This window comes from Streptomyces sp. NPDC048002, from assembly GCF_040653275.1.
GTDB lineage: Bacteria > Actinomycetota > Actinomycetes > Streptomycetales > Streptomycetaceae > Streptomyces.
Window position 1 is genome coordinate 100,683 of the sequence record NZ_JBEZNL010000017.1, and the last position, 20,489, is coordinate 121,171.

Here is a 20,489-nt window from a genome sequence, read left to right on the forward strand (position 1 = left end):
CGCTTCGTTGTACTGCACAGCTTCCCCTTAGCCTGACGAACCGCTCGGGGGATCTACACACGTGCATACAGGAGCTGTTGTGCTGTACCGCAAGACCGCGCTGCGTCTGGCCGCGCCCGTCGCCGTCCTCTCCCTGGCGCTCGCCGCCTGTTCGGGAGGGGACGACGAGGCCGACGCGAAGAGCCCGGCGACCCCGGCCGCCGAGGTCTCGGAGGCCCCCTCCCGGGCGGCCTCGCGGGGCGGGGAGATGGAGACCGGCCAGAGCGCGACGGGCCGGTACGAGGAGGACCGGGGGCAGGTCACCTACGAGATCCTCGCCGAGCGGGTGGACGTCGGCACCGAGGCCGAGGCGGCGCGGGCGGTCGCGGACCCCGCGGACGCGAAGGGCCTCGCCCTGGCGGTCGCCCATGTCACCTTCACCCATGAGGGCGGCCCGGAGCTGACCGGTTCCCCGCAGGTCGGCGACGAGACCACGGTCTGGGCCGACGGCCGGCGCGGCTCGGTCCTCATCGGTGCCGCCGAGGACGCGTCCGGCTGCGAGGACCCCTACGGCGTGGAGAGCTGGAAGCAGGGCGAGAGCCACACCTTCTGCGAGACCTATCTGGTGCCCGCCGACGCGGAGAGCGTCGAGGTGCACTGGCAGGAGGCCGAAGGGGAGCCGTACGTCTGGACCTTCCCCAACGGCTGACCGGGCGCGCGGGACGGACGGTCACTCCGAGGGCGGCCGCCCCTCGTCCTCCGCGAGCCTTTTTTCGGCGGACACTTCCTCCGCGAGGCCTCCCTCGGTGAGCCCCTCCTCGGTGAGCCCCTCCTTGGCGAGCCTCGGGATCCCCGCGATCCGGTACGCGTCGGCCTCCTCCAGGGTCTCGCCCTCCAGCAGCGCCTCGGCCAGCGCGTCGAGCCGGTGCCGCTGCTCCCGCAGCTTGCGGCAGGCCTCGTCGTAGCAGTCGTCCACGATCCGCCGCATCTCCCCGTCGATCACGTCCAGGGTGCGCGGGGCCGCGGCGAGGCCGTACGCCTGCTGGGCGTCGTTCGGCAGGGCGGACAGCCGGCCCACCCGCTCGCTCATCCCCCAGCGCGCGACCATGCCGCGGGCGAGCCGGGTGACCTGCTCCAGGTCGTTCTCCGCGCCGGTGGTGACCACGCCGTAGACCACCTGTTCGGCGGCCATGCCGCCGAGGGCACCGATGATCCGGCCGCGCAGGTACTCCTCGGTGTAGGCGTACCGGTCCGACTCCGGGGTGGACAGGGTCACCCCCAGGGCCCGGCCGCGCGGCACGATGGTGATCTTGCGGACCGGGTCGGCCCCGGGCTGGAGCATGCCGAGCAGGGCGTGCCCGCTCTCGTGGTACGCCGTCCTGCGCCGCTCCTCCGGGGGCATCACCAGCGGCCGTTCGGCGCCGAGCTGCACCTTCTCCAGGGCCAGTGACAGATCGCCCTGGGTGACCCGGTCCTGCCCCCGCTTCACCGCGAGGAGTGCCGCCTCGTTGGCGAGGTTGGCCAGTTCCGCGCCGGTCATGCCCGGTGTCGTACGGGCGACCCGGCCGAGGTCGACGTCCTCGGAGAGCGGGATCTCGCGGGTGTGGATGCGCAGGATCGCCTCCCGCCCGCCCCGGTCCGGGGGCGAGACATGGACCACCCGGTCGAAGCGGCCCGGCCGGGTCAGCGCCGGGTCGAGGACGTCGGCGCGGTTGGTGGCCGCGATCACGATCACGCCCTCCGCGCCGGAGAAGCCGTCCATCTCGGTCAGGATCTGGTTCAGCGTCTGCTCGCGCTCGTCGTGGCCGCCCATGCTCGCGCCGCCGCCGCGGGCGCGGCCGATCGTGTCGATCTCGTCGATGAAGATGATCGACGGCGCCACCTTGCGCGCCTCCGTGAACAGCTCGCGCACACGTGAGGCGCCCACGCCCACGATCATCTCGATGAACCCGGACGCCGAGGCGGAGAAGAACGGCACCCCCGCCTCCCCCGCGACGGCCCGCGCCAGCAGGGTCTTGCCGGTGCCCGGCGGGCCCGCCAGCAGCACACCCCGGGGCATCCTGGCGCCCATCCGCCGATAGGCGTCGGGGTTCTTCAGGAAGTCCACGACGTCGTTGAGTTCGCCCGCGACCTCGTCGATGCCGGCCACGTCCGCGAACGTGGTGCGTTTCCGCCCCTGCTCCAGCTCCACCGGCTTCGGCGGCGTCCTGCGGCCGAGCATGCCTCCGGCGCCGCCCAGGCCCGAACTCATCCGCCGCGCGATGAAGATCCACAGCACGACCAGCAGCAGCATCGGCGCCAGCGCGATCAGCAGGTTGAACAGGAGGCTGCGCTGCTGGACCACCGGTTCCGCGGTGACGGTGACCCCCTGTTCGGTGAGGTTCTGCCAGAGGTCGTCGTCCGCGAACGTCGGCCGTTCGGTCTTGAACTTGGTGTACTTCCCGTCGCCGCCGGGCTTGTCCTGCTCCTTCTTCAGCTGGCCCTGGATCGCGTCGCCCTTGGCGTAGATCTTGCTGACGTTGCCGTTCTCGACCTGCTTGCTGAACTCGGTGTACGAGATCGTCGGCTCGTCGCCGTCGTCGAGGAAGGACAGCACCAGGCTGGCGATGAGGTAGACGACCAGCGCGGCCACGATCAGGCTCCACCAGCCGCCCTTCGGCCTGCGTCCGCCCCGGGCCGGCTTGGGCTCCTCCGGGGGAGCGCCCTCGGTGCGCCAGGGCTGGTCCGTCGACTTGCGCGGCGGCACGGGGTTGCTCATAACGGGACGCTACGACACGCCCCGGGCACCGGCACCCCGGCATGCGCCGAGGGCGCCCCCGGTGACCGGGAGCGCCCTCGATGCGTAGGGGCCGGGGTGTCAGCCCATGAACTTCTTGAACTCGTCCGGCAGCTCGAAGTCCTGGGCGCCCTGCTGGCCGGGCACCCCGAAGGCGTTGCCCTGCGCCGCGGCCGCGCGCCGGGCGGCCTCCTCCTGCTCCTGCTGCTTGCGCTTCATCGGGTTGCCCGAGCGCTGCTTGCCCTTGGCCTGCTTCGGCTGCTTCTTCGTACGGCCCGGACCGCCACCCATGCCCGGCATCCCGGGCATACCCGGCATACCGCCGCCCTGGGCCATGCGGGACATCATCTTGCGTGCCTCGAAGAACCGCTCGACCAGGTTCTTCACGGCGCTGACCTCGACACCGGAACCCTTGGCGATACGGGCGCGGCGCGAGCCGTTGATGATCGTCGGTTCCTGGCGCTCGGCCGGGGTCATCGACTTGATGATCGCGGCCGTGCGGTCGACGTCCCGCTCGTCGAGGCTGTTGATCTGGTCCTTGATCTGGCCCATGCCGGGGAGCATGCCGAGCAGCTTGCTGATGCTGCCCATCTTCCTGACCTGTTCCATCTGGGACAGGAAGTCGTCGAGGGTGAAGTCCTGGCCCTTCTTGGAGGCCAGCTTCTCCGCCATCTTCTGGGCTTCGGCCTGGTCGAAGGTCTTCTCCGCCTGCTCGATCAGGGTGAGCAGGTCACCCATGTCGAGGATGCGGGAGGCCATCCGGTCCGGGTGGAAGGCGTCGAACTCGTCGAGCTTCTCGCCGTTCGACGCGAACATGATCGGCTTGCCGGTGACCTGGCGGATCGACAGCGCGGCACCACCGCGGGCGTCACCGTCGAGCTTGGAGAGGACCACGCCGTCGAAGCCGACGCCGTCGCGGAAGGCCTCGGCGGTGTTGACCGCGTCCTGACCGATCATCGCGTCGACGACGAAGAGGATCTCGTCGGGGCTGACCGCGTCCCGGATGTCCGCGGCCTGCTGCATCATCTCCTGGTCGATGCCCAGGCGGCCGGCGGTGTCGACGATCACGATGTCGTGGACCCGGGACTTCGCGAACTCGATGGAGTCCTCGGCGACCTTGACCGGGTCACCGACGCCGTTGCCCGGCTCCGGGGCGTACACGGCCACACCGGCGCGCTCGGCGACGACGCTGAGCTGGTTCACGGCGTTCGGCCGCTGGAGGTCACAGGCGACCAGCAGCGGGGAGTGGCCCTGCTCCTTCAGCCACAGGCCGAGCTTGCCCGCGAGGGTGGTCTTACCGGCACCCTGGAGACCCGCCAGCATGATCACGGTGGGCGGCTGCTTGGCGAAGCGCAGTCGCCGCGTCTCGCCGCCGAGGATCGTGACGAGTTCCTCGTTCACGATCTTCAGAACCTGCTGCGCCGGGTTCAGCGCCTTGGAGACCTCGGCGCCGAGCGACCGCTCCTTGACGCTCTTGATGAAGCTCCGGACGACCGGCAGGGCCACGTCGGCCTCAAGGAGGGCGATGCGGATCTCGCGCGCCGTGGCGTCGATGTCCGCTTCGCTCAAGCGCCCCTTGCCGCGCAAGTTCTTGAAGGTCGCTGAAAGGCGATCGGAGAGAGTATCGAACACGGCGGCGTCGGTCCTCGGGGTCGGTGGCTGCTGGGAATCGCCCTCCAGGGTATCCCGGCCACGCGTGTCGCCGGGATCCCCGTTCAGTCACGCAGTGTCTCCTCCAGCTTCCGCGCCACGGAAGCGGCCTCCTCGCGGGGCAGCGGAGCCCCCTCGGGACCGGTGACGTAGAAGGCGTCGACGGCGTTCGCGCCCAGGGTGCTGACGTGCGCGCTGCGCACCCGTACCCGTGCGTCCTCCAGCGCCCGGCCGATCCGGAAGAGCAGGCCCGGCGCGTCCTGGGCGCGGACCTCGATCACCGTGGCCAGCCGGGAGGCGGCCGGGTGGACCGTCACCCTGGGCGGCGGTGCCAGCACGCCCCGGCGGCGCGGATAGGCGGCGTCGCGCTCGGCGAGGCGGCCCGCGATGTCGAGGGTGCCGTCCAGCGCCCGGACCAGGTCGGCGCGGAGCCGGGCGGCCTGGGGCAGGGAGCCGTACTCGGCGGCGACCCGCCAGTTCAGCAGCAGAACCGAGCCCTCCACGCCGTCGGGGAGGTCCAGGGCGCGCAGCTCGGCGGTGCGGACGGTGAGGCGGTGCATGGCGAGCACACCGGAGACGGCGGGCAGGACGCCCGGCTGGTCCGGCACGGCGATGAGCAGCTCCACGCCCAGCGGTTCCGGGTCGCCGGACGGCTCCTCGTCCGTCGGCGGCTCGGTGTGCGCGCGCAGCGCCAGCACCGGGCTGCCCGTGGCGACGGACTCGATGGCGAGCCGCTCCTGCTCGGCCGTCGGCGCGGCGGCCTCGGGCTCCTCGGGCGCGTCGCCCGCCAGCACGGCCGAGACGCGTTTGACCAGGTCGGCGACGAGCGAACCGCGCCAGGAGGACCAGGCGGCGGGCCCGGTGGCCAGCGCGTCCGCCTCGGTGAGGGCGTGCAGCAGCTCCAGGGTGGACTGGGTGCCGACCGCGTCGGCGACCGAGCGGACCGTGGCCGGGTCCTCCAGGTCGCGCCGGGTCGCGGTGTCCACCAGCAGCAGGTGGTGGCGGACCAGGGTGGCCAGGACGCCGACCTCCTCGCGGTCGAAGCCGATCCGGGCGGCGACGTCCTTGGCGATGATCTCGCCGGCCACCGAGTGGTCCCCCGGCCAGCCCTTGCCGATGTCGTGCAGCAGGGCGGCGACCAGGAGCAGGTCGGGGCGGTTCACCCGGCGGGTGAACTCGGAGGCGCGGACCGCCGTCTCGATCAGGTGCCGGTCGACGGTCCAGATGTGCACGGCGTTGCGCTGGGGGCGGCAGCGCACGCGCTCCCAGTCGGGCAGCAGCCGGGTGATCAGCCCTTCGGCCTCCAGTGCCTCCCAGACCTCGATCGTGGGACGGCCCGAGCCGAGCAGGGTCACCAGCTGCTCGCGGGCCTCGGCGGGCCAGGGCGTGGGCAGCGGACGGGTGGTGGCAGCCAGCCGCCGCACGGCGTGCAGGGAGAGCGGCAGTCCGGCCTGGGCGGCGGCGGCCGCGGCGCGCAGCGGGAGTACGGGATCGCGTTCGGGGCGCGCGGCGCGGGCGAGCACCACCTCGCCCTCCTGCTCCACGACGCCCTCGGCCAGCGGGGAGCGTTCCGCGACGGGCTTGCCGCCGCCGAGCATGGCGCGCAGCCTCGGTCGCACGGCCCGTGACCTCAGCACGCGCTCCACTTCACGCCAGGTGACGTCGCTGGCGTAGGAGATGACCCGCGCGGCCTCGTAGACCTGCCGCAGCAGGGTGTCGGCGTCGAGCAGGCCGAGTTCGGCGGCGACCTGGTCCTGCTCCTGGAGGGCGAGCCGGTCGGTGGCCCGGCCCGTGGCCAGGTGGAGCGCGTCGCGCACGTCGAGGAGGCGGCGCCGGGCGTCGTCGAGGCCCTCGCGCGGGGCGTCGGCCAGCCAGGAGGCGGCGACGGCGCGCAGGATGGTTGCGTCCCGCAGTCCGCCGCGGGCTTCCTTGAGGTCGGGTTCCAGGAGGTACTGCAGTTCGCCCTGGCGCTCGGCGCGCTCGGCGGTCAGCTCCAGGAGTTCGGGCAGGCGCTTGGGCGCCTGGTTGCGCCAGTCGGCCAGGACGGCCGTGCGCAGTCCGGCGGTCAGGCCGAGGTCGCCGGCGATGTGGCGGGCGTCCAGCAGGCCGAGCTGGACCTTGAGGTCCTCGGAGGCCGTCTTGCGGGCCTCGGCGGGGGTGCGCACCGAGTGGTCGAGGGCGAGGCCCAGGTCCCAGACGGGGTACCAGATCCGGTCGGCGAGGGCGGCGACCGCGTCGGTGTCGGTGCCGTCGTGCAACAGCAGCAGGTCGAGATCGCTGCGGGGGGACAGCTCGCCCCGGCCGTAGCCGCCGACCGCCACCAGGGAGACCCCGCGCAGTCCCTCGGCGCCCGCGGCGAACAGGCCGGTGAGCCAGTCGTCGGTCAGTTCCGCGAGGGCGGTACGGCGCGGCGGCCCGGACCGCGCCCCCTCGGTGAGGAGGCGCAGCCGGGCCGCCGCGTAGCCGCTGGGTCCCGAGTCATCTGCTTCTTTCCGCACGTCCGTACTCGTCACCCAGCGACTCCTGTCTTCACTTCTGCCGATTAGAGCGCGTCCGGCCCGCGCTCGCCGGTGCGGACCCGTACGGCCGTCTCGACCGGCAGCGACCAGACCTTGCCGTCACCGATCTTGCCCGTGCGGGCCGCCTTGACGATGACGTCGATCAGCTGCTCGGCGTCGTCGTCCTCGGCCAGCACCTCGATGCGGATCTTCGGGACCAGGTCGACGGTGTACTCGGCACCGCGGTAGACCTCGGTGTGGCCCCGCTGACGACCGTAGCCGCTCGCCTCGGTGACCGTCAGGCCGTGGACCCCGAAGGCCTGGAGGGCTTCCTTGATCTCGTCGAGCCGGTGGGGCTTGACGACTGCGGTGATGAGCTTCATGCGTCCACCTTCTTGTTGTCACCGGCCGGGGCGCTCGGCGCGGGCGTGGCGGAGGAGATGTGCGAGCCGGAGGCGCTGCTGAAGTCGTATGCAGTCTCGGCGTGGGCGGCCTGGTCGATGCCACCGACCTCGTCGTCCTCGCTGGCCCGGAACCCGATGGTCTTCTTGATCAGGAACGCCAGGATCAGGGTGACCACGAAGGTGTAACCCATGACGGAGAAGGCGCCGATGGCCTGCGAGAGGAACTGGTCTCCGCCGCCGACACCGCCGGTGGCGAGGAAGCCGACCAGCAGGGTGCCGATGACACCGCCGACCAGGTGGACACCGACGACGTCCAGGGAGTCGTCGTAGCCCAGCTTGTACTTGAGGCTGACGGCCCAGGAGCAGACCGCACCGGCGACGACACCGATGAGCATGGCGCCGAAGGCGTTGACGCTGCCGCCGGAGGGCGTGATGGCGACCAGACCGGCGACCGCGCCGGAGCAGGCGCCCAGGGTGGTGAAGGCACCGTGGCGGATGCGCTCGTAGATGAGCCAGCCGAGCACCGCGGCGGCGGTGGCGATCTGCGTGTTCATCGCCATCAGGGCGGTGGTGCCGTCGACGCCGAGCTCGGAACCGGCGTTGAAGCCGAACCAGCCGAACCAGAGCAGAGCCGTGCCGAGCAGGACCAGCGGCAGGTTGTGCGGCCGCATCGGGTCCTTCCTGAAGCCGACCCGCTTGCCCACCACGAGGACGGCGGCGAGAGCGCCGATACCGGCGTTGATGTGGACCGCGGTACCGCCGGCGAAGTCGATCACGGCGGGGTCGAGCTGGGCGAGCCAGCCACCGCCCCACACCCAGTGAGCGACCGGGAAGTAGACCACGGTGACCCAGAGGCCGATGAAGATCATCCAGGAGCTGAACTTGACGCGGTCCGCGAGGGCACCGCTCATCAGGGCCGCGGTGATCACTGCGAAGAGCATCTGGAAGAGCGAGAAGGCGAAGACGGAGATGTCGTTGCCGGTGAAGCTCTCCATCGTGCTGTCGGCGTCGATGCCCTTCAGCCCGATCATGTCGAGGTTGCCGATGAAGCCGCCGACGTCACCGCTGAAGGCGAGGGAGTGTCCGTACAGCACCCACAGGATGCTGACGATGCCCAGCGAGATGAAGGACATCATCAACATGTTGAGGACGCTCTTCGAGCGCACCATGCCGCCGTAGAACAGGGCCAGCCCAGGCGTCATCAACATGACGAGCGCTGCACTGATCAATACGAATCCGGTATCTGTGCCGTTCAATGCCGGTATCTCCTCGTCTGAGTACGGCCCCGTGCGGGCGAAGCCTGAGCGGGATTGAGGGGTGGGCCGGTTATGCGCCACGAGATTCGCGCAGCGCCGTTTCGGTGGAAGCCCCTCGTTGTTTCGCCGCCGTGACGAAGACACATCGGGTGTTACGCGTCGATGAACTGCCGGATTCCCGCCACGTCGATCGTTATCGTGGCGCAACCTTCTTCGAAGGTATGGACCGGCCGCGGTCGGCCTTCCGATGACCTGGCATGGGGGAGCCGAGTCGGGCAGTTCGGGAGGGCCGGCCGCGGCCGGGGCTCATGCGGTGGTACGCGGTCTCAGACCGCCTCCGCGGTCTCGGGCAGCTCGATCGCCAGCCGGTCGGTGAGATCGACGACCTCGTGCAGATCACCGAAATCGCGTACGGCCGTGTCGACCGTCTTGCGGATACGGGTGTTGACCCGCTCGGAGCGCACCTTCTTGGCGACCCGCATCGCCTCGGTGGCGAACCCCGCGCTCCGCTCCGGCTCGCGCCGCAGCAGGTGCACGGTGGCCATGCCGATCAGGTTGAGCGCGTAGGACCGCTGGTGCTCGGAGTCCTTGGCGAAGAGGTCCACGGCCCGCTCCATCAGCGGCTCCGCCAGCGAGGCGTAGGCGGGACTGCGGCCCGCGACATAGGCGAGGTCACGGTAGGAGTGGGAGTTCTCGCCGTGCAGCTCGGCCTCGGAGAAGAAGCGGATCCAGTCGGGATCCGGCTCGTCCCACTCGTCGGCCTCGGCGAAGGTGTCCTCGGCCATCCGCACCGCCCGCTTGCACTTGCCGGGCTGGCCCATGTTGGCGTAGGCGCGGGCCTCCATCGCATACAGCATCGACTGGGTGCGCGGGCTCGCGCAGTCACGGCTGCCGTACTGGGCGAGGTGGACCAGTTCCAGGGCGTCGTCGGGCCTGCCGAGGTGGATCATCTGGCGGCTCATGCTGGAGAGGATGTACGAGCCGAGCGGCCGGTCACCGGCTTCCTTGGCCGCGTGCAGGGCGAGTACGAAGTACTTCTGCGCGGTGGGCTGGAGGCCGACGTCGTAGGACATCCAGCCCGCCAGTTCGGCGAGTTCGGCGGCGACCTTGAACAGGACGCGGGTGGTGGAGTCGGGTTGGGGCTCCTGGAGGAGGTCGGTGACCTCGTGCAGCTGGCCGACGACCGCCTTGCGGCGCAGGCCGCCGCCGCACTGGGCGTCCCACTGCCGGAACATCACGGTGGTGGACTCCAGCAGCTCCAGCTCGGGCCGCGAGAGCCGGCCGCGCCGGGCCTGGGCGGGAGGCTCGGGTTCGGTGCGCGGGGCGGTGGGCGAGGGGACGAGCCAGCGCTGCATCGGCTCGATGAGCGACGGGCCCGCGGACAGGGCCAGCGAGGTCCCGAGAAAGCCGCGCCGCGCCAGCATCAGGTCGCTGCGCGAGAACTCGCTGAGCAGGGCCACGGTCTGCGGGCCCGTCCAGGGCAGGTCGACCCCGGAGACCGACGGCGCCTGGCGCGCGGCGCGCAGGCCGAGGTCCTCGACGGAGACGACGCAGCCGAAGCGCTCGGAGAACAGCTCGGACAGGATGCGCGGGATCGGCTCGCGCGGATTCTCGCCGTCCAGCCAGCGGCGCACGCGGGAGGTGTCGGTCGAGATGTGGTGGGCGCCCAACTGGCGGGCCCGACGGTTGACTTGGCGGGCGAGTTCGCCCTTCGACCAGCCGCTGCGCACGAACCAGGACGTGAGCAGCTCGTTCGGGCGCTTGTCAGCGTTCGTCGCGTTCGTGCCGCTTCCGCTGGTGCCGCTCACTGGAAGCCCCCATCCCTTGGACCACTTGTCACCGAGTGCGCCAAGCCCTATCAGAATGCCGGTAAATACGGCCGCCCGTCCCGGAGTTCTCACCCTTCGAACGGAAAGCCGAGTTGCCTCCGGCATACCCACAAGTGCATGTGCCCTCAGGACTCGTGTACTCAAAGTAATCCTACGATCACCCGTCCAGCCATGGCGATCCCGGAAACGCCACCATTCGCCACCCCTTCGAATGAACTCACGGTCGCCTCCGCACGATTCACTTGACAGAGAACGACCGGCAGTGGGCGGAGCGATGCACTCAGGGGCGCGCGTCGCCGGGTGCACGACCCGGAGCGCCTCCGAGCGCCGCACGGGGTGCGTGAAGCCGGGCGCGAGAAGACACAGGGTGGACACAGAGCGTCACGACCCGCATCCGCGTCGTAACCACCGGCGCGCCGGACCCGTTGGAGGGGGCATGGGCTTCACGATCGCCGGCATCCGCGAGATCCGTTCCGGCACGCGCCGACGCGGCCGGTCCTCGGACTGCACCGCTGTCGCCGAGTTCACCGGCCTGTGGGGCTGGGACGTGGTTCCGGGCGCGCGTGCGTCGGCCGGCGACTGCTCCTGCGGCCGCGCGGACTGCCGCGAACCCGGCGCCCACCCCTTGCACTTCGCCCCGCGGGTCCCGGCGGGGGCCACGCTCGACGAGGTCTCCCGCGCCTGGGCGGAGTACCCCGGCGCCGCCGTGATGCTGCCGGTCGGCGGGGCCTTCGACGTCATCGAGGTGGCCGAACCGGCCGGGCGCCGCGCGCTGGCCCGGCTGGAGCGCATGGGCCTGCCCCTCGGCCCGGTCTCCGTCACCCCCGACGGCCGCGCCCACTTCTTCGTCGCTCCCGGCGCCGCGGCCTACCTCCCCGAACTGCTCTACCGCATGGGCTGGGACGACCCGACCTCCCTGGACCTGCGCGGCCTCGGCCCCGGTACGCACATCACCGCCCCGCCGTCCGACCGCGGCGGCCTGGGCCCGGTGCGCTGGCTGCGCTCCCCCGCGCTGGACTCGGCGACGAAGCCGCCGGCGGCCCGTCTGCTCCTGGGCACACTGGCCTACGTGGCCCACCGGTCCCGTGCGTAGCCCGGACCCTCGGGCCCGGCCGGAACCCACGCGCCCGGCACGCCCCGCTCAACCGCCACACACCCCCGCACACAGCGAAGCGCCCGCCACCGGAACGTTCCGGCGCGGGCGCTTCCTCGCGACTGCGGGACCTACTCGCCGATCAGCGCGTCCACGAACGCCTCCGGCTCGAACGGCGCCAGGTCGTCCGGACCCTCGCCCAGACCGATCAGCTTGACCGGCACGCCCAGCTCGCGCTGCACGGCGATCACGATGCCGCCCTTCGCCGTACCGTCCAGCTTGGTCAGCACGATGCCGGTGATGTCGACGACCTCGGCGAACACCCGGGCCTGGACCAGACCGTTCTGCCCGGTCGTGGCGTCCAGCACGAGCAGCACCTCGTCGAGCGGCGCGTGCTTCTCCACGACCCGCTTGACCTTGCCGAGCTCGTCCATCAGACCGGTCTTGGTGTGCAGCCGGCCCGCGGTGTCGATCAGGACGACGTCGGAGCCCAGCTCCTTGCCCTCCTTCACCGCGTCGAAGGCGACGGAGGCCGGGTCGCCGGCCTCGGGACCGCGCACGGTGTGGGCGCCGACCCGCTCGCCCCAGGTCTGGAGCTGATCGGCGGCGGCGGCCCGGAAGGTGTCGGCGGCGCCGAGGACGACGGTGTTGCCGTCGGCGACCAGGACCCGGGCGAGCTTGCCGGTGGTCGTGGTCTTGCCGGTGCCGTTGACCCCGACGACCATCACGATGCCGGGCTTGCGGTCCTCCGGCTCGGTGCGCACGGTCCGGTCCAGGTCCGTGCCGACCAGCTTGAGCAGCTCCTCGCGGAGCAGTCCGCGCAGCTCCTGGGGGGTCCGGGTGCCGAGCACCTTCACGCGCTCGCGCAGGCTGTCGACCAGCTCCTGGGTGGGCATCACCCCGACGTCGGCGGTGAGCAGCGTGTCCTCGATCTCCTCCCAGGTGTCGTCGTCCAGGTGCTCGCGCGAGAGCAGCGTGAGCAGGCCCTTGCCGAGTGCGTTCTGGGAGCGGGAGAGCCGGGCCCGGAGCCGGACGAGGCGGCCCGTGGTGGGCTCCGGGACCTCGATCCCGGCCGGCGGGAGCTCCTCCACGACGGGCGGTTCCTCGACGGCGGCCGGGGCCGAGCCGTCGGGAAGGTCCACCTCCTCTATCGTCCGGCGCGGTTCGTCGCGCGGAGTCTCGGCCTCGTCGCCGACGTGCGGCTCGGCCGGAGGGGCGGTGATGTCGGGCGCTGCGGGGGGCGGCGGGGGCAGCTGCTTCTTGCGCCGGCTGCCGACGACGAGCCCGCCGAGCGCACCGAGCACGACCACGGCGATGACTACAGCAAGGATGACGATGTCCATAACGCATCCAGTATCAGTCATGGGCGATCGCCGGACGCCTCTTGCGTCCCCTGCGGGGCGCGCCGACTCCCTCCGCCCGCGCGCCGCACGCCCCGGCACCGCACCCCTGGCGATCTGACGACCCGTCAGCTACGGTCCTCCTCCACAGCCCACCGGGCGAAGGGAGCCGGCCATGCCCGTCACGGTCGTCCGTTTCAACCTCGTCGAGCCCGGCGCCACCCCCGCCTCGCTCGGCGCGCGCTACCGCACGGCCCTGGAGATGGCCGCCTACGCGGACGAGCACGGCGTGACGACCGTGCAGACCGAGGAGCACCACGGCGTCGCGAACAACTGGCTGCCGTCGCCGTTCGCCTTCGCGGGCGCGGTCTTCGGCGCGACCCGGCGGATCGCGGTGACGGTCTCCGCGGTCATCGGACCGCTGCACGACCCGTTGCGGCTGGCCGAGGACATCGCCGTACTGGACCTGATCAGCGGCGGCCGCCTGGTCACGGTCGCCGGGATCGGGTACCGGCCCGAGGAGTACGCGCGCGGCGGGGTGGACTGGAAGCGGCGCGGACGGCTCCAGGACGAGCTGTTGGAGACCCTGCTGAAGGCATGGACCGGCGAGGACTTCGCGTACCGGGGCCGCACGGTACGGGTCACCCCTCGCCCCTTCACCGAGCCGCACCCCCTGCTGCTGGTGGGCGGCTCCTCCCGGGCGGCCGCGCGCCGGGCCGCCCGCCTGGGGCTGCCGCTCTTCCCCAGCGCCCATCTGCCGGAGCTGGAGGCTTACTACAAGGAGCAGCTCACCGAGCACGGCACCGAGGGCTGGACGATGATGCCGGCCGCCGAGACACCCCTGCTGCATATAGCCGAGGATCCGGACCGGGCGTGGGCGGAGTACGGCGGGCACTTCCTGCACGAGGCCCGGACGTACGCCTCCTGGCAGTCGTCCGACATCCGCTCGGCGGTGCGGTCGGCGGCCACGACGGTGGCGGAGCTGCGCACGGAGGGCGTCTACCGCGTCCTGACGCCCGAGGAGTGCGCGGCCCGGCCGCCGGAGAGCCTGGTGCTGCATCCGCTGTGCGGGGGGATGCCGGTGGAGGAGGGGTGGCGCAGTCTGCGGCTGCTGTGCGAAGACGTACTGCCCCGGCTCGCCTGACCGAGCCGGGGCAGTACGCGTCCTACGCATACGGGGAGAGGGGCAGCGGGGACTTGGCCCTTCTCCCCGAGCTTCGGGGCTCCGCGGTGCGGGTCAGCCCATCTCCTCCAGCTTCTTGCCCTTGGTCTCGGGCACGAACTTGAGGATGAAGGGGATGGAGAGGAAGGCGAACACCGCGTACATGACGTAGGTGAGCGACAGGTTCCAGTCCGACAGGTCCGGGAAGGTGATCGTGATGACCCAGTTGGCGAGCCACTGGGCGGAGGCGGCCACGCCGAGGGCGGCGGCTCGGATCTTGTTCGGGAAGACCTCGCCGAGCATGACCCAGACCACGACACCCCAGGACAGGGCGAAGAAGAGCACGAAGGCGTTGGCGGCGATCAGCGCCACGGCACCCTGCGCGGTGGGCAGCGGGTCGCTGCCGTTCTGGTAGGAGAAGGCCCAGGCCGCCACCGCGAGGGAGACGCCCATGCCGACCGAACCGATGAGCGCGAGCGGCTTGCGGCCGATGCGGTCGACGAAGATCATCGCGATCACGGTGCCGATGATGTTGATGATCGAGGTCTCGAACGAGTAGAAGAAGGAGCTCGACGGGTCGACGCCCACGGACTGCCACAGCAGGTTCGAGTAGTAGAAGATGACGTTGATGCCGACGAGCTGCTGGAAGACGGAGAGGCCGATACCGATCCAGACGATCGGGAGCAGGCCGAAGCGGCCGCCCAGCAGGTCCCGGAAGGTCGACTTGTGGTCGCTGCGCATGGCGCGGTCGATCTCGTCGACCCGGGCGTCGAGGTCGATGTCGCCCTCGACGTCGGCGAGCACCTTCTTGGCGTCCTCGACGCGTCCGGCGCTGATCAGGTAGCGCGGGGACTCGGGGATGGCGAAGGAGAGCAGGCCGTAGACGAGCGCCGGGACGATCATCACGCCCAGCATCCACTGCCAGGACTCCAGGCCCGCGATCTTGCCGCGCTCCTCGCCGTCGGCCATGTTGAGGATGGCCCAGTTGACGAGCTGGGAGACGGCGATGCCGATGACGATGGCGGCCTGCTGGAACGAGGCGAGCCTGCCGCGGTAGGCCGGCGGGGCGACCTCGGCGATGTAGGCGGGGCCGATGACCGAGGCCATGCCGATGGCTATGCCGCCGAGGACGCGCCAGGCGGCGAGGTCCCAGGCCGCGAACGGCAGGCCGGAGCCGACGGCGGACACGGCGAACAGCACCGCGGCGATCTGCATGACGCGGATGCGGCCGATGCGGTCCGCGATGCGGCCGGCGATCGCGGCGCCGACGGCGCTGCCGAGCAGTGCGCAGGCGGCGACCGTGCCGGTGGCTCCCGAGCTCAGGTCGAACCTGTCCTGGATACCGCCGTTGGCCCCGTTGATGACGGAGCTGTCGTAGCCGAACAGGAAACCGCCCATGGCGGCCGCGGCGGTGATGAAGACGACGTGCCCGAGGTGTTCGGGGTGCGACGCCTTCGCTCCTGACTGGGGTGCCTGCGCTGTGCTGGTCACGTAGTACTACTCCTCGGGCCACCGGCAACATCGCCGGGTGGGGGGTGAGCCCTTCCAGGGGCATCGGACGAGGCGCCCGCCACCACCTGAAGGTAAAAGCAACGTTGCAGACCCTATGCCTTCAAGTTTCGAAGTCAATAGTTCGTGGTGTGTGAGATAAGAGGCAGGGCAAGGTGCCTTACGTTCAAGAACTGAATGGATAGTGAAGGAAAGGTGCCCGGCGTCAGCGAAGGCGCTGGGAGATGACCTTCGACACACCGTCGCCCTGCATGGAGACGCCGTACAGCGCGTCGGCGACCTCCATGGTCCGCTTCTGGTGGGTGATCACGATCAGCTGCGAGGCTTCCTGGAGCTCCTGCATGATGCGGATCAGCCGCTGGAGGTTGGTGTCGTCGAGGGCCGCCTCGACCTCGTCCATGACGTAGAACGGGCTCGGCCGCGCCTTGAAGATCGACACCAGCATCGCGACCGCCGTCAGCGAGCGCTCCCCGCCCGACAGCAGCGACAGCCGCTTGACCTTCTTGCCCGGCGGACGCGCCTCGACGTCCACGCCCGTGGTCAGCATGTTGTCGGGGTCGGTGAGCACCAGCCGGCCCTCGCCGCCCGGGAACAGCCGGCTGAACACACCCTCGAACTCGCGTGCCGTGTCCCAGTACGCCTCGGTGAAGACCTGCTCGACCCGCTCGTCGACCTCCTTGACGACCTGGAGCAGATCGGCCCGCGTCTTCTTCAGGTCCTCCAGCTGCTCGCTGAGGAACTTGTGGCGCTCCTCCAGCGCCGCGAACTCCTCCAGGGCGAGCGGGTTGACCTTGCCGAGCTGCTGGTACGCCCGCTCGGCCGCCTTCAGCCGCTTCTCCTGCTCGGCGCGGGCGAAGGGCCTCGGCCGGTTGCGCGGATGCTCGGGATCCTCCGGCAGCTCCTCGCCCTCGGCGGGCGGCGACGGCGGTACGAGCTGGTGGGGGCCGTACTCCTCGACGAGCCCGGCGGGCTCCACGCCCAGCTCCTCCAGCGCCTTGGTCTCCAGCTGTTCGATCCGCATCCGCTTCTCGGCGCCGAGCACCTCACCGCGGTGCACCGAGTCGGTCAGCTTGTCGAGTTCGGCCTTCAGATCGCGGCCGGCGCCCCGGGCGGCGGTCAGCTCCCGCTCGCGCAGCGCCTTGGCGGCGTCGGCGGCGGACCGCTCCTCGTCGGCGCGGCCCAGGGACACCTCCACGTGCGCCAGCAGCTGCCGCGCGCCGAGGGCGACGGCCTCGGCGACGGCGGCCTCGTGCCGGAGCCGGGCCCGACGCTGCTCGGCACGCGCGCGTGCCTCGCGTTCGGCGCGGGCGGCCCGGTCCAGCGAGTCCGCCCGCCCGGCGAGCCCCTTGACCCGTTCCTCGTGCGTACGGACCTGGAGACGGGCCTCCATCTCGGTCTGCCGCGCGTTGGCGCCGTCGGCGGCGAGCCGGTCCCGCACGGAGGTGTCGGGCTCCTCCTCGACCGGCATCTCCTCGGCGACGGCGAGCCGCTCGGCGAGCACCTCGACCTCTTCCAGGGCCCGGTCCAGCGCCTCCTGCGAGCGCGCCGCGGCGGCGACACCGCGCTCGGCCTCCCCGGCCGCGCCGCGCGCCTGCCCGGCGAGCCGGCCGAGCTGCTGGGCCACGGCCGACTTCTCCCGGTCGGCGGCCCGGCGCCGGTCGCCCAGCTCCTCGACCAGCGCGGCGCACTCCGTACGGCGTTCGGCCGCGGCGCGCTGCGCCTCGCCGAGTGCCTCGCAGCGGACGGCCAGCTCCTCCAGTTCGGCGGCGGCCTCGTCGACGGACGCCTGCACTTCGATCAGGCTCGGGGTGCCCGCGGAGCCGCCGTGCGCGAAGTGGGCGCCGAGCAGGTCGCCCTCGGCGGTGACCGCGGTGAGACGGGGGTGCGCGCGGATCAGGTCCTCGGCGTCCTCCAGGGTGGACACGACGACGACGCCGCGCAGGAGACGCCGGACGGCGGGCATCAGTTCGGCGGGGCCGCGGACCAGGTCGGCGGCGTAGGGGCGGGTGGCGTCCGCGGGCCCGTCCGGTCCGGCCGTGCCGGTGTCCGCGGGCTCGTCCGGTCCGGCCGTGCCGGTGTCCGCGGGCTCGTCCGGTCCGGCCGTGCCGGTGTCCGCCGCGTCTCCGGCCAGCAGCAGGGACGCCCGTCCGCCGTCCTCCTTGCGCAGCAGACGGATCGCGTCGGCCGCGGCCGACGGCGAGGTGACCGCGAGCGCGTCGGCCGCTGCGCCGAAGGCGGCCGCCAGCGCGACCTCCCGGCCCGGAGCGACCGTGAGCAGTTCGGCGGCGGGTCCCAGCAGGCCGGCGAGCCGGTCCCGGGCGCCCAGCAGCGCGCCCGTGCCGTCCTTGCGGCGCAGTCCCAGGGCGAGGGCCTCGTGGCGGGCCCGGGTCGCGGCGCGGCTGCGTTCGGCCGTGGTGGCGGCCTCCCGGGTCGCGGTGACCGCGCTCTCCGCCTCGGCCAGGGCCGCCTTCGCCGCGTCGTGCCGTTCGGCCAGCTCCACGTCACCGGCGTCGAGGCCGTCGACCTCGGCCTGGAGCGCCTCGTACTCCTCCTGGGCGGCGGCGGCCCGCTCCTGCGCCTCGTCGCGGGCGGCGGCGAGCCGGTCGATCTCGGCCTGGGCGGAGGCGGCGCGCGAACGGGCGGCGCCCACCTGTCCGTTGAGCCGGGCCAGGCCCTCACGGCGGTCCGCGATGGCCCGCGCCACGTCCTTCAGGCGCCGCTCCTCCAGAGCGAGTTCGCGTTCGAGGTCGGCGCGGTGGGCGACGGTGTCGTCCAGGGCGCGCTCGGCCGCCTCCAGGGCCGCCTCCAGCTCGGCCTCCTGTTCACGGATGCGGGCCGCCTCGCGCTCCATGTCCTCGGGGTCACGGCCGCGCCGTTCCTCGGGGGGCGCGGAGGTGGCGCTCTTGACCCGGGCGTCGGCGAGGGAGACGGTGCCCCGAACCCGTTCGGCCAGCTGGGACAGCTCGTACCAGGTCTGCTGGGCGCGCTGGAGGCGCGGGGAGAGGCGGCGCACCTCCTCCTCCAGGAGGGCCTCGCGCTGGAGCGCCTTCTTCAGCTCCAGTTCGGCGGCTTCCTTGCGCTCCTTCAGCGCGGCCTCGTCGGCGACCTCGGCCTTGAGCGCCTGGCGCAGCCGTACGAGGTCGTCGGCGAGCAGGCGCAGGCGGGCGTCTCGGAGGTCGGCCTGGATGACCGCGGCGCGGCGGGCGACGGCCGCCTGGCGGCCGAGGGGCTTGAGCTGCCTGCGGAGCTCGTCGGTGAGGTCCTGCACGCGCGCGAGGTTCGCCTGCATCGCGTCCAGCTTGCGCAGCGCCTTCTCCTTGCGCTTGCGGTGCTTGAGGACGCCCGCGGCCTCCTCGATGAACGCCCGGCGGCCCATGGGGTCGGCGTGCAGGACGGAGTCGAGCTGGCCCTGGCCGACGATGACGTGCATCTCGCGGCCGATGCCGGAGTCGGAGAGCAGTTCCTGGATGTCGAGGAGCCGGCAGGTGTCCCCGTTGATCTGGTACTCGCTGCCGCCGTTGCGGAACATGATCCGCGTGATGGTGACCTCGGCGTACTCGATGGGCAGCGCCCCGTCGGAGTTGTCGATGGTCAGCGACACCTCGGCACGGCCGAGCGGCGGGCGCCCGGTGGTGCCGGCGAAGATGACGTCCTCCATCTTGCCGCCGCGCAGCGACTTCGCGCCCTGCTCCCCCATGACCCAGCTGAGCGCGTCCACGACATTGGACTTGCCCGAGCCGTTCGGTCCGACGACACAGGTGATGCCCGGCTCGAACCGGAGTGTGGTCGCGGAGGCGAACGACTTGAAGCCGCGGAGGGTCAGGGCCTTGAGGTGCACGCCGCCGGACTCTACCTTCCGGCGATGTCTCACTCCATGAACCCGCGGTTTCACCCCTGAACGTGCAGGGCACATCAGACGTTAAAGAGTCTGGGAGGGCGGGGCGGGGGAAAGTGAAGAAGCGAAAGAAAGAAGGGACGCCGAAGCGTCCCTTGCAACTTCTGACAACTTAGCGGTTGAAACGGGCTGCCCAACCGGTGCGTGTGCTGTCGTGGAGCAGTGCAGCGATCAGGTGAACGCAGGCTCCGCCTGGTGTGCGTCGATGCTCTCCATGAGACTGTCGTGAGAAGCGGCAGCCGTCAGCGCGTCGTTCTCCGCCTGGATCCGTACGAGCTCGGATTCCAGGTCCTGTACGCGCTGCTGGAGCCGTCGCATCTCGGCGAGGAGTCGCGGGTCGGAGCCGCCGACGTAACCGAGAAGCGCCTTTGCCATGATGGATGGTCCTCCACACTGAGTGACCGACCGAAGCGGTGTGGGTCGTGAGGGATTCGCACCCACGGTGCTTGGCACTCTTGAGTTCTTGCTGCCGTTCTTACATGCCAAACAGCTAAGGTGCGCGGGGCTTTCAGCGTCTCACCAAAAAGTTTGACGGTCAACACGATCACGCCCCGTATTGGCGGGCGGCCCGGGGGCGCGCGGCCGGATCGGCGGCGCTGCGACTCCTGCGGGGCCCTGAGGGCGTGGCGATCATCCTTGCGTGCGGAGCGTGCCGACGCAAGCCTTTCTCGGCAACCACCTGCTCCTTTCCCTTCGGGGCAGGTGCCGGCGGCAGGATCCTCCGCTTCCGCGGGACGGGGCGGCAGCCCGTGATCACCGGATGGCGAAGCCGTCGTATCCCCCGCGCGGTGTGTCCCAGATCTCGGTGACTCCGTCCACGCGTCCGGGCGTGTCGGCTCCCCGGAGCCAGTCGAGCAGTCCCTCGCACCCCGTGCGCGGCCCCTCGGCGACCACCTGGACCCGTCCGTCGTCCAAATTGAGAGCAAAACCACTCAGGCTGCCGATCTCGAGTGCCTTGGCACGCGTGAACCAGCGAAAACCCACACCTTGGACGCGTCCACGCACCCAGGCAACCAGTCGCACATCCTCGCTCATGACTGAAACCTAACCGCCCAATGTCCCACTGGGCACTTCCTCACCCAGCGCCATGGGGTACCG

14 protein-coding genes are annotated in these 20,489 nt (G+C 71.5%); 3 read left to right on the top strand and 11 right to left on the bottom strand.

What is annotated here, in order from left to right:
* Nucleotides 1-79: 79 nt before the first annotated feature.
* Nucleotides 80-688: a hypothetical protein gene (locus tag AB0E07_RS21765; protein ID WP_362254434.1), complete on the top strand. Its 609-nt coding sequence runs from the start codon at nucleotides 80-82 to the stop codon at nucleotides 686-688.
* Nucleotides 689-709: 21 nt separating this feature from the next.
* Here AB0E07_RS21765 and ftsH read toward each other — a convergent pair whose 3' ends face one another.
* The 6 genes from ftsH to AB0E07_RS21795 form a co-directional block, all read right to left on the bottom strand.
* Nucleotides 710-2,737: an ATP-dependent zinc metalloprotease FtsH gene (gene ftsH, locus AB0E07_RS21770; protein ID WP_362254436.1), complete on the bottom strand. Its 2,028-nt coding sequence runs from the start codon at nucleotides 2,735-2,737 to the stop codon at nucleotides 710-712.
* A 99-nt stretch (nucleotides 2,738-2,836) separates the two neighbouring features.
* On the bottom strand, nucleotides 2,837-4,387 hold the full coding sequence (gene ffh, locus AB0E07_RS21775; RefSeq protein ID WP_362254440.1) for a signal recognition particle protein: 1,551 nt from the start codon (nucleotides 4,385-4,387) through the stop codon (nucleotides 2,837-2,839).
* A gap of 83 nt (nucleotides 4,388-4,470) precedes the next feature.
* Nucleotides 4,471-6,918 (bottom strand): [protein-PII] uridylyltransferase, encoded by a 2,448-nt coding sequence (locus tag AB0E07_RS21780; protein ID WP_362254443.1) that lies wholly within the window; start codon nucleotides 6,916-6,918, stop codon nucleotides 4,471-4,473.
* A 29-nt stretch (nucleotides 6,919-6,947) separates the two neighbouring features.
* On the bottom strand, nucleotides 6,948-7,286 hold the full coding sequence (locus AB0E07_RS21785; protein ID WP_003997576.1) for a P-II family nitrogen regulator: 339 nt from the start codon (nucleotides 7,284-7,286) through the stop codon (nucleotides 6,948-6,950).
* Entirely contained in the window at nucleotides 7,283-8,563 is a 1,281-nt protein-coding gene (locus AB0E07_RS21790; RefSeq protein WP_362254446.1) for an ammonium transporter, read from the bottom strand. The genes AB0E07_RS21785 and AB0E07_RS21790 overlap by 4 nt, the downstream gene beginning before the upstream one ends.
* A gap of 326 nt (nucleotides 8,564-8,889) precedes the next feature.
* Nucleotides 8,890-10,371, bottom strand: a complete 1,482-nt coding sequence (locus AB0E07_RS21795) for a hypothetical protein (protein ID WP_362254449.1) — start codon at nucleotides 10,369-10,371, stop codon at nucleotides 8,890-8,892.
* A gap of 457 nt (nucleotides 10,372-10,828) precedes the next feature.
* Between AB0E07_RS21795 and AB0E07_RS21800 the strand changes: the two genes are divergently transcribed.
* Nucleotides 10,829-11,485 (top strand): bifunctional DNA primase/polymerase, encoded by a 657-nt coding sequence (locus tag AB0E07_RS21800; protein WP_362254452.1) that lies wholly within the window; start codon nucleotides 10,829-10,831, stop codon nucleotides 11,483-11,485.
* A gap of 131 nt (nucleotides 11,486-11,616) precedes the next feature.
* Here AB0E07_RS21800 and ftsY read toward each other — a convergent pair whose 3' ends face one another.
* A complete protein-coding gene (gene ftsY / locus AB0E07_RS21805) occupies nucleotides 11,617-12,828 on the bottom strand; it encodes a signal recognition particle-docking protein FtsY (RefSeq protein ID WP_362254454.1) in 1,212 nt (403 codons plus the stop codon).
* A gap of 172 nt (nucleotides 12,829-13,000) precedes the next feature.
* On the opposite strand from ftsY, the gene AB0E07_RS21810 reads away from it, so the two are divergent.
* Nucleotides 13,001-13,969: an LLM class flavin-dependent oxidoreductase gene (locus AB0E07_RS21810; RefSeq protein WP_362254456.1), complete on the top strand. Its 969-nt coding sequence runs from the start codon at nucleotides 13,001-13,003 to the stop codon at nucleotides 13,967-13,969.
* Between the two features lie 93 nt (nucleotides 13,970-14,062).
* On the opposite strand, the gene AB0E07_RS21815 is transcribed toward AB0E07_RS21810, so the two are convergent.
* From AB0E07_RS21815 to AB0E07_RS21830, 4 genes are all read right to left on the bottom strand, one after another.
* Nucleotides 14,063-15,478: a sugar porter family MFS transporter gene (locus AB0E07_RS21815; protein WP_362254458.1), complete on the bottom strand. Its 1,416-nt coding sequence runs from the start codon at nucleotides 15,476-15,478 to the stop codon at nucleotides 14,063-14,065.
* A 223-nt stretch (nucleotides 15,479-15,701) separates the two neighbouring features.
* Nucleotides 15,702-19,334, bottom strand: a complete 3,633-nt coding sequence (gene smc / locus AB0E07_RS21820) for a chromosome segregation protein SMC (protein ID WP_362254461.1) — start codon at nucleotides 19,332-19,334, stop codon at nucleotides 15,702-15,704.
* Nucleotides 19,335-19,562: 228 nt separating this feature from the next.
* The gene (locus AB0E07_RS21825; RefSeq protein ID WP_362254464.1) at nucleotides 19,563-19,766 is read right to left on the bottom strand and encodes a hypothetical protein; all 204 of its coding nucleotides are present in this window, start codon (nucleotides 19,764-19,766) and stop codon (nucleotides 19,563-19,565) included.
* Nucleotides 19,767-20,144: 378 nt separating this feature from the next.
* A complete protein-coding gene (locus AB0E07_RS21830) occupies nucleotides 20,145-20,426 on the bottom strand; it encodes an acylphosphatase (RefSeq protein WP_362254467.1) in 282 nt (93 codons plus the stop codon).
* Between the last annotated feature and the right edge of the window lie 63 nt (nucleotides 20,427-20,489).

What these genes read in the sequence shown, in the direction of transcription:
- ftsY (WP_362254454.1), bottom strand. Translation starts at nt 12,828, where the DNA reads ATGGACATCGTCATCCTTGCTGTAGTCATCGCCGTGGTCGTGCTCGGT.
- ftsH (WP_362254436.1), bottom strand. Translation starts at nt 2,737, where the DNA reads ATGAGCAACCCCGTGCCGCCGCGCAAGTCGACGGACCAGCCCTGGCGC.
- AB0E07_RS21810 (WP_362254456.1), top strand. Translation starts at nt 13,001, where the DNA reads ATGCCCGTCACGGTCGTCCGTTTCAACCTCGTCGAGCCCGGCGCCACC.
- AB0E07_RS21830 (WP_362254467.1), bottom strand. Translation starts at nt 20,426, where the DNA reads ATGAGCGAGGATGTGCGACTGGTTGCCTGGGTGCGTGGACGCGTCCAA.
- AB0E07_RS21785 (WP_003997576.1), bottom strand. Translation starts at nt 7,286, where the DNA reads ATGAAGCTCATCACCGCAGTCGTCAAGCCCCACCGGCTCGACGAGATC.
- AB0E07_RS21800 (WP_362254452.1), top strand. Translation starts at nt 10,829, where the DNA reads ATGGGCTTCACGATCGCCGGCATCCGCGAGATCCGTTCCGGCACGCGC.
- AB0E07_RS21825 (WP_362254464.1), bottom strand. Translation starts at nt 19,766, where the DNA reads ATGGCAAAGGCGCTTCTCGGTTACGTCGGCGGCTCCGACCCGCGACTC.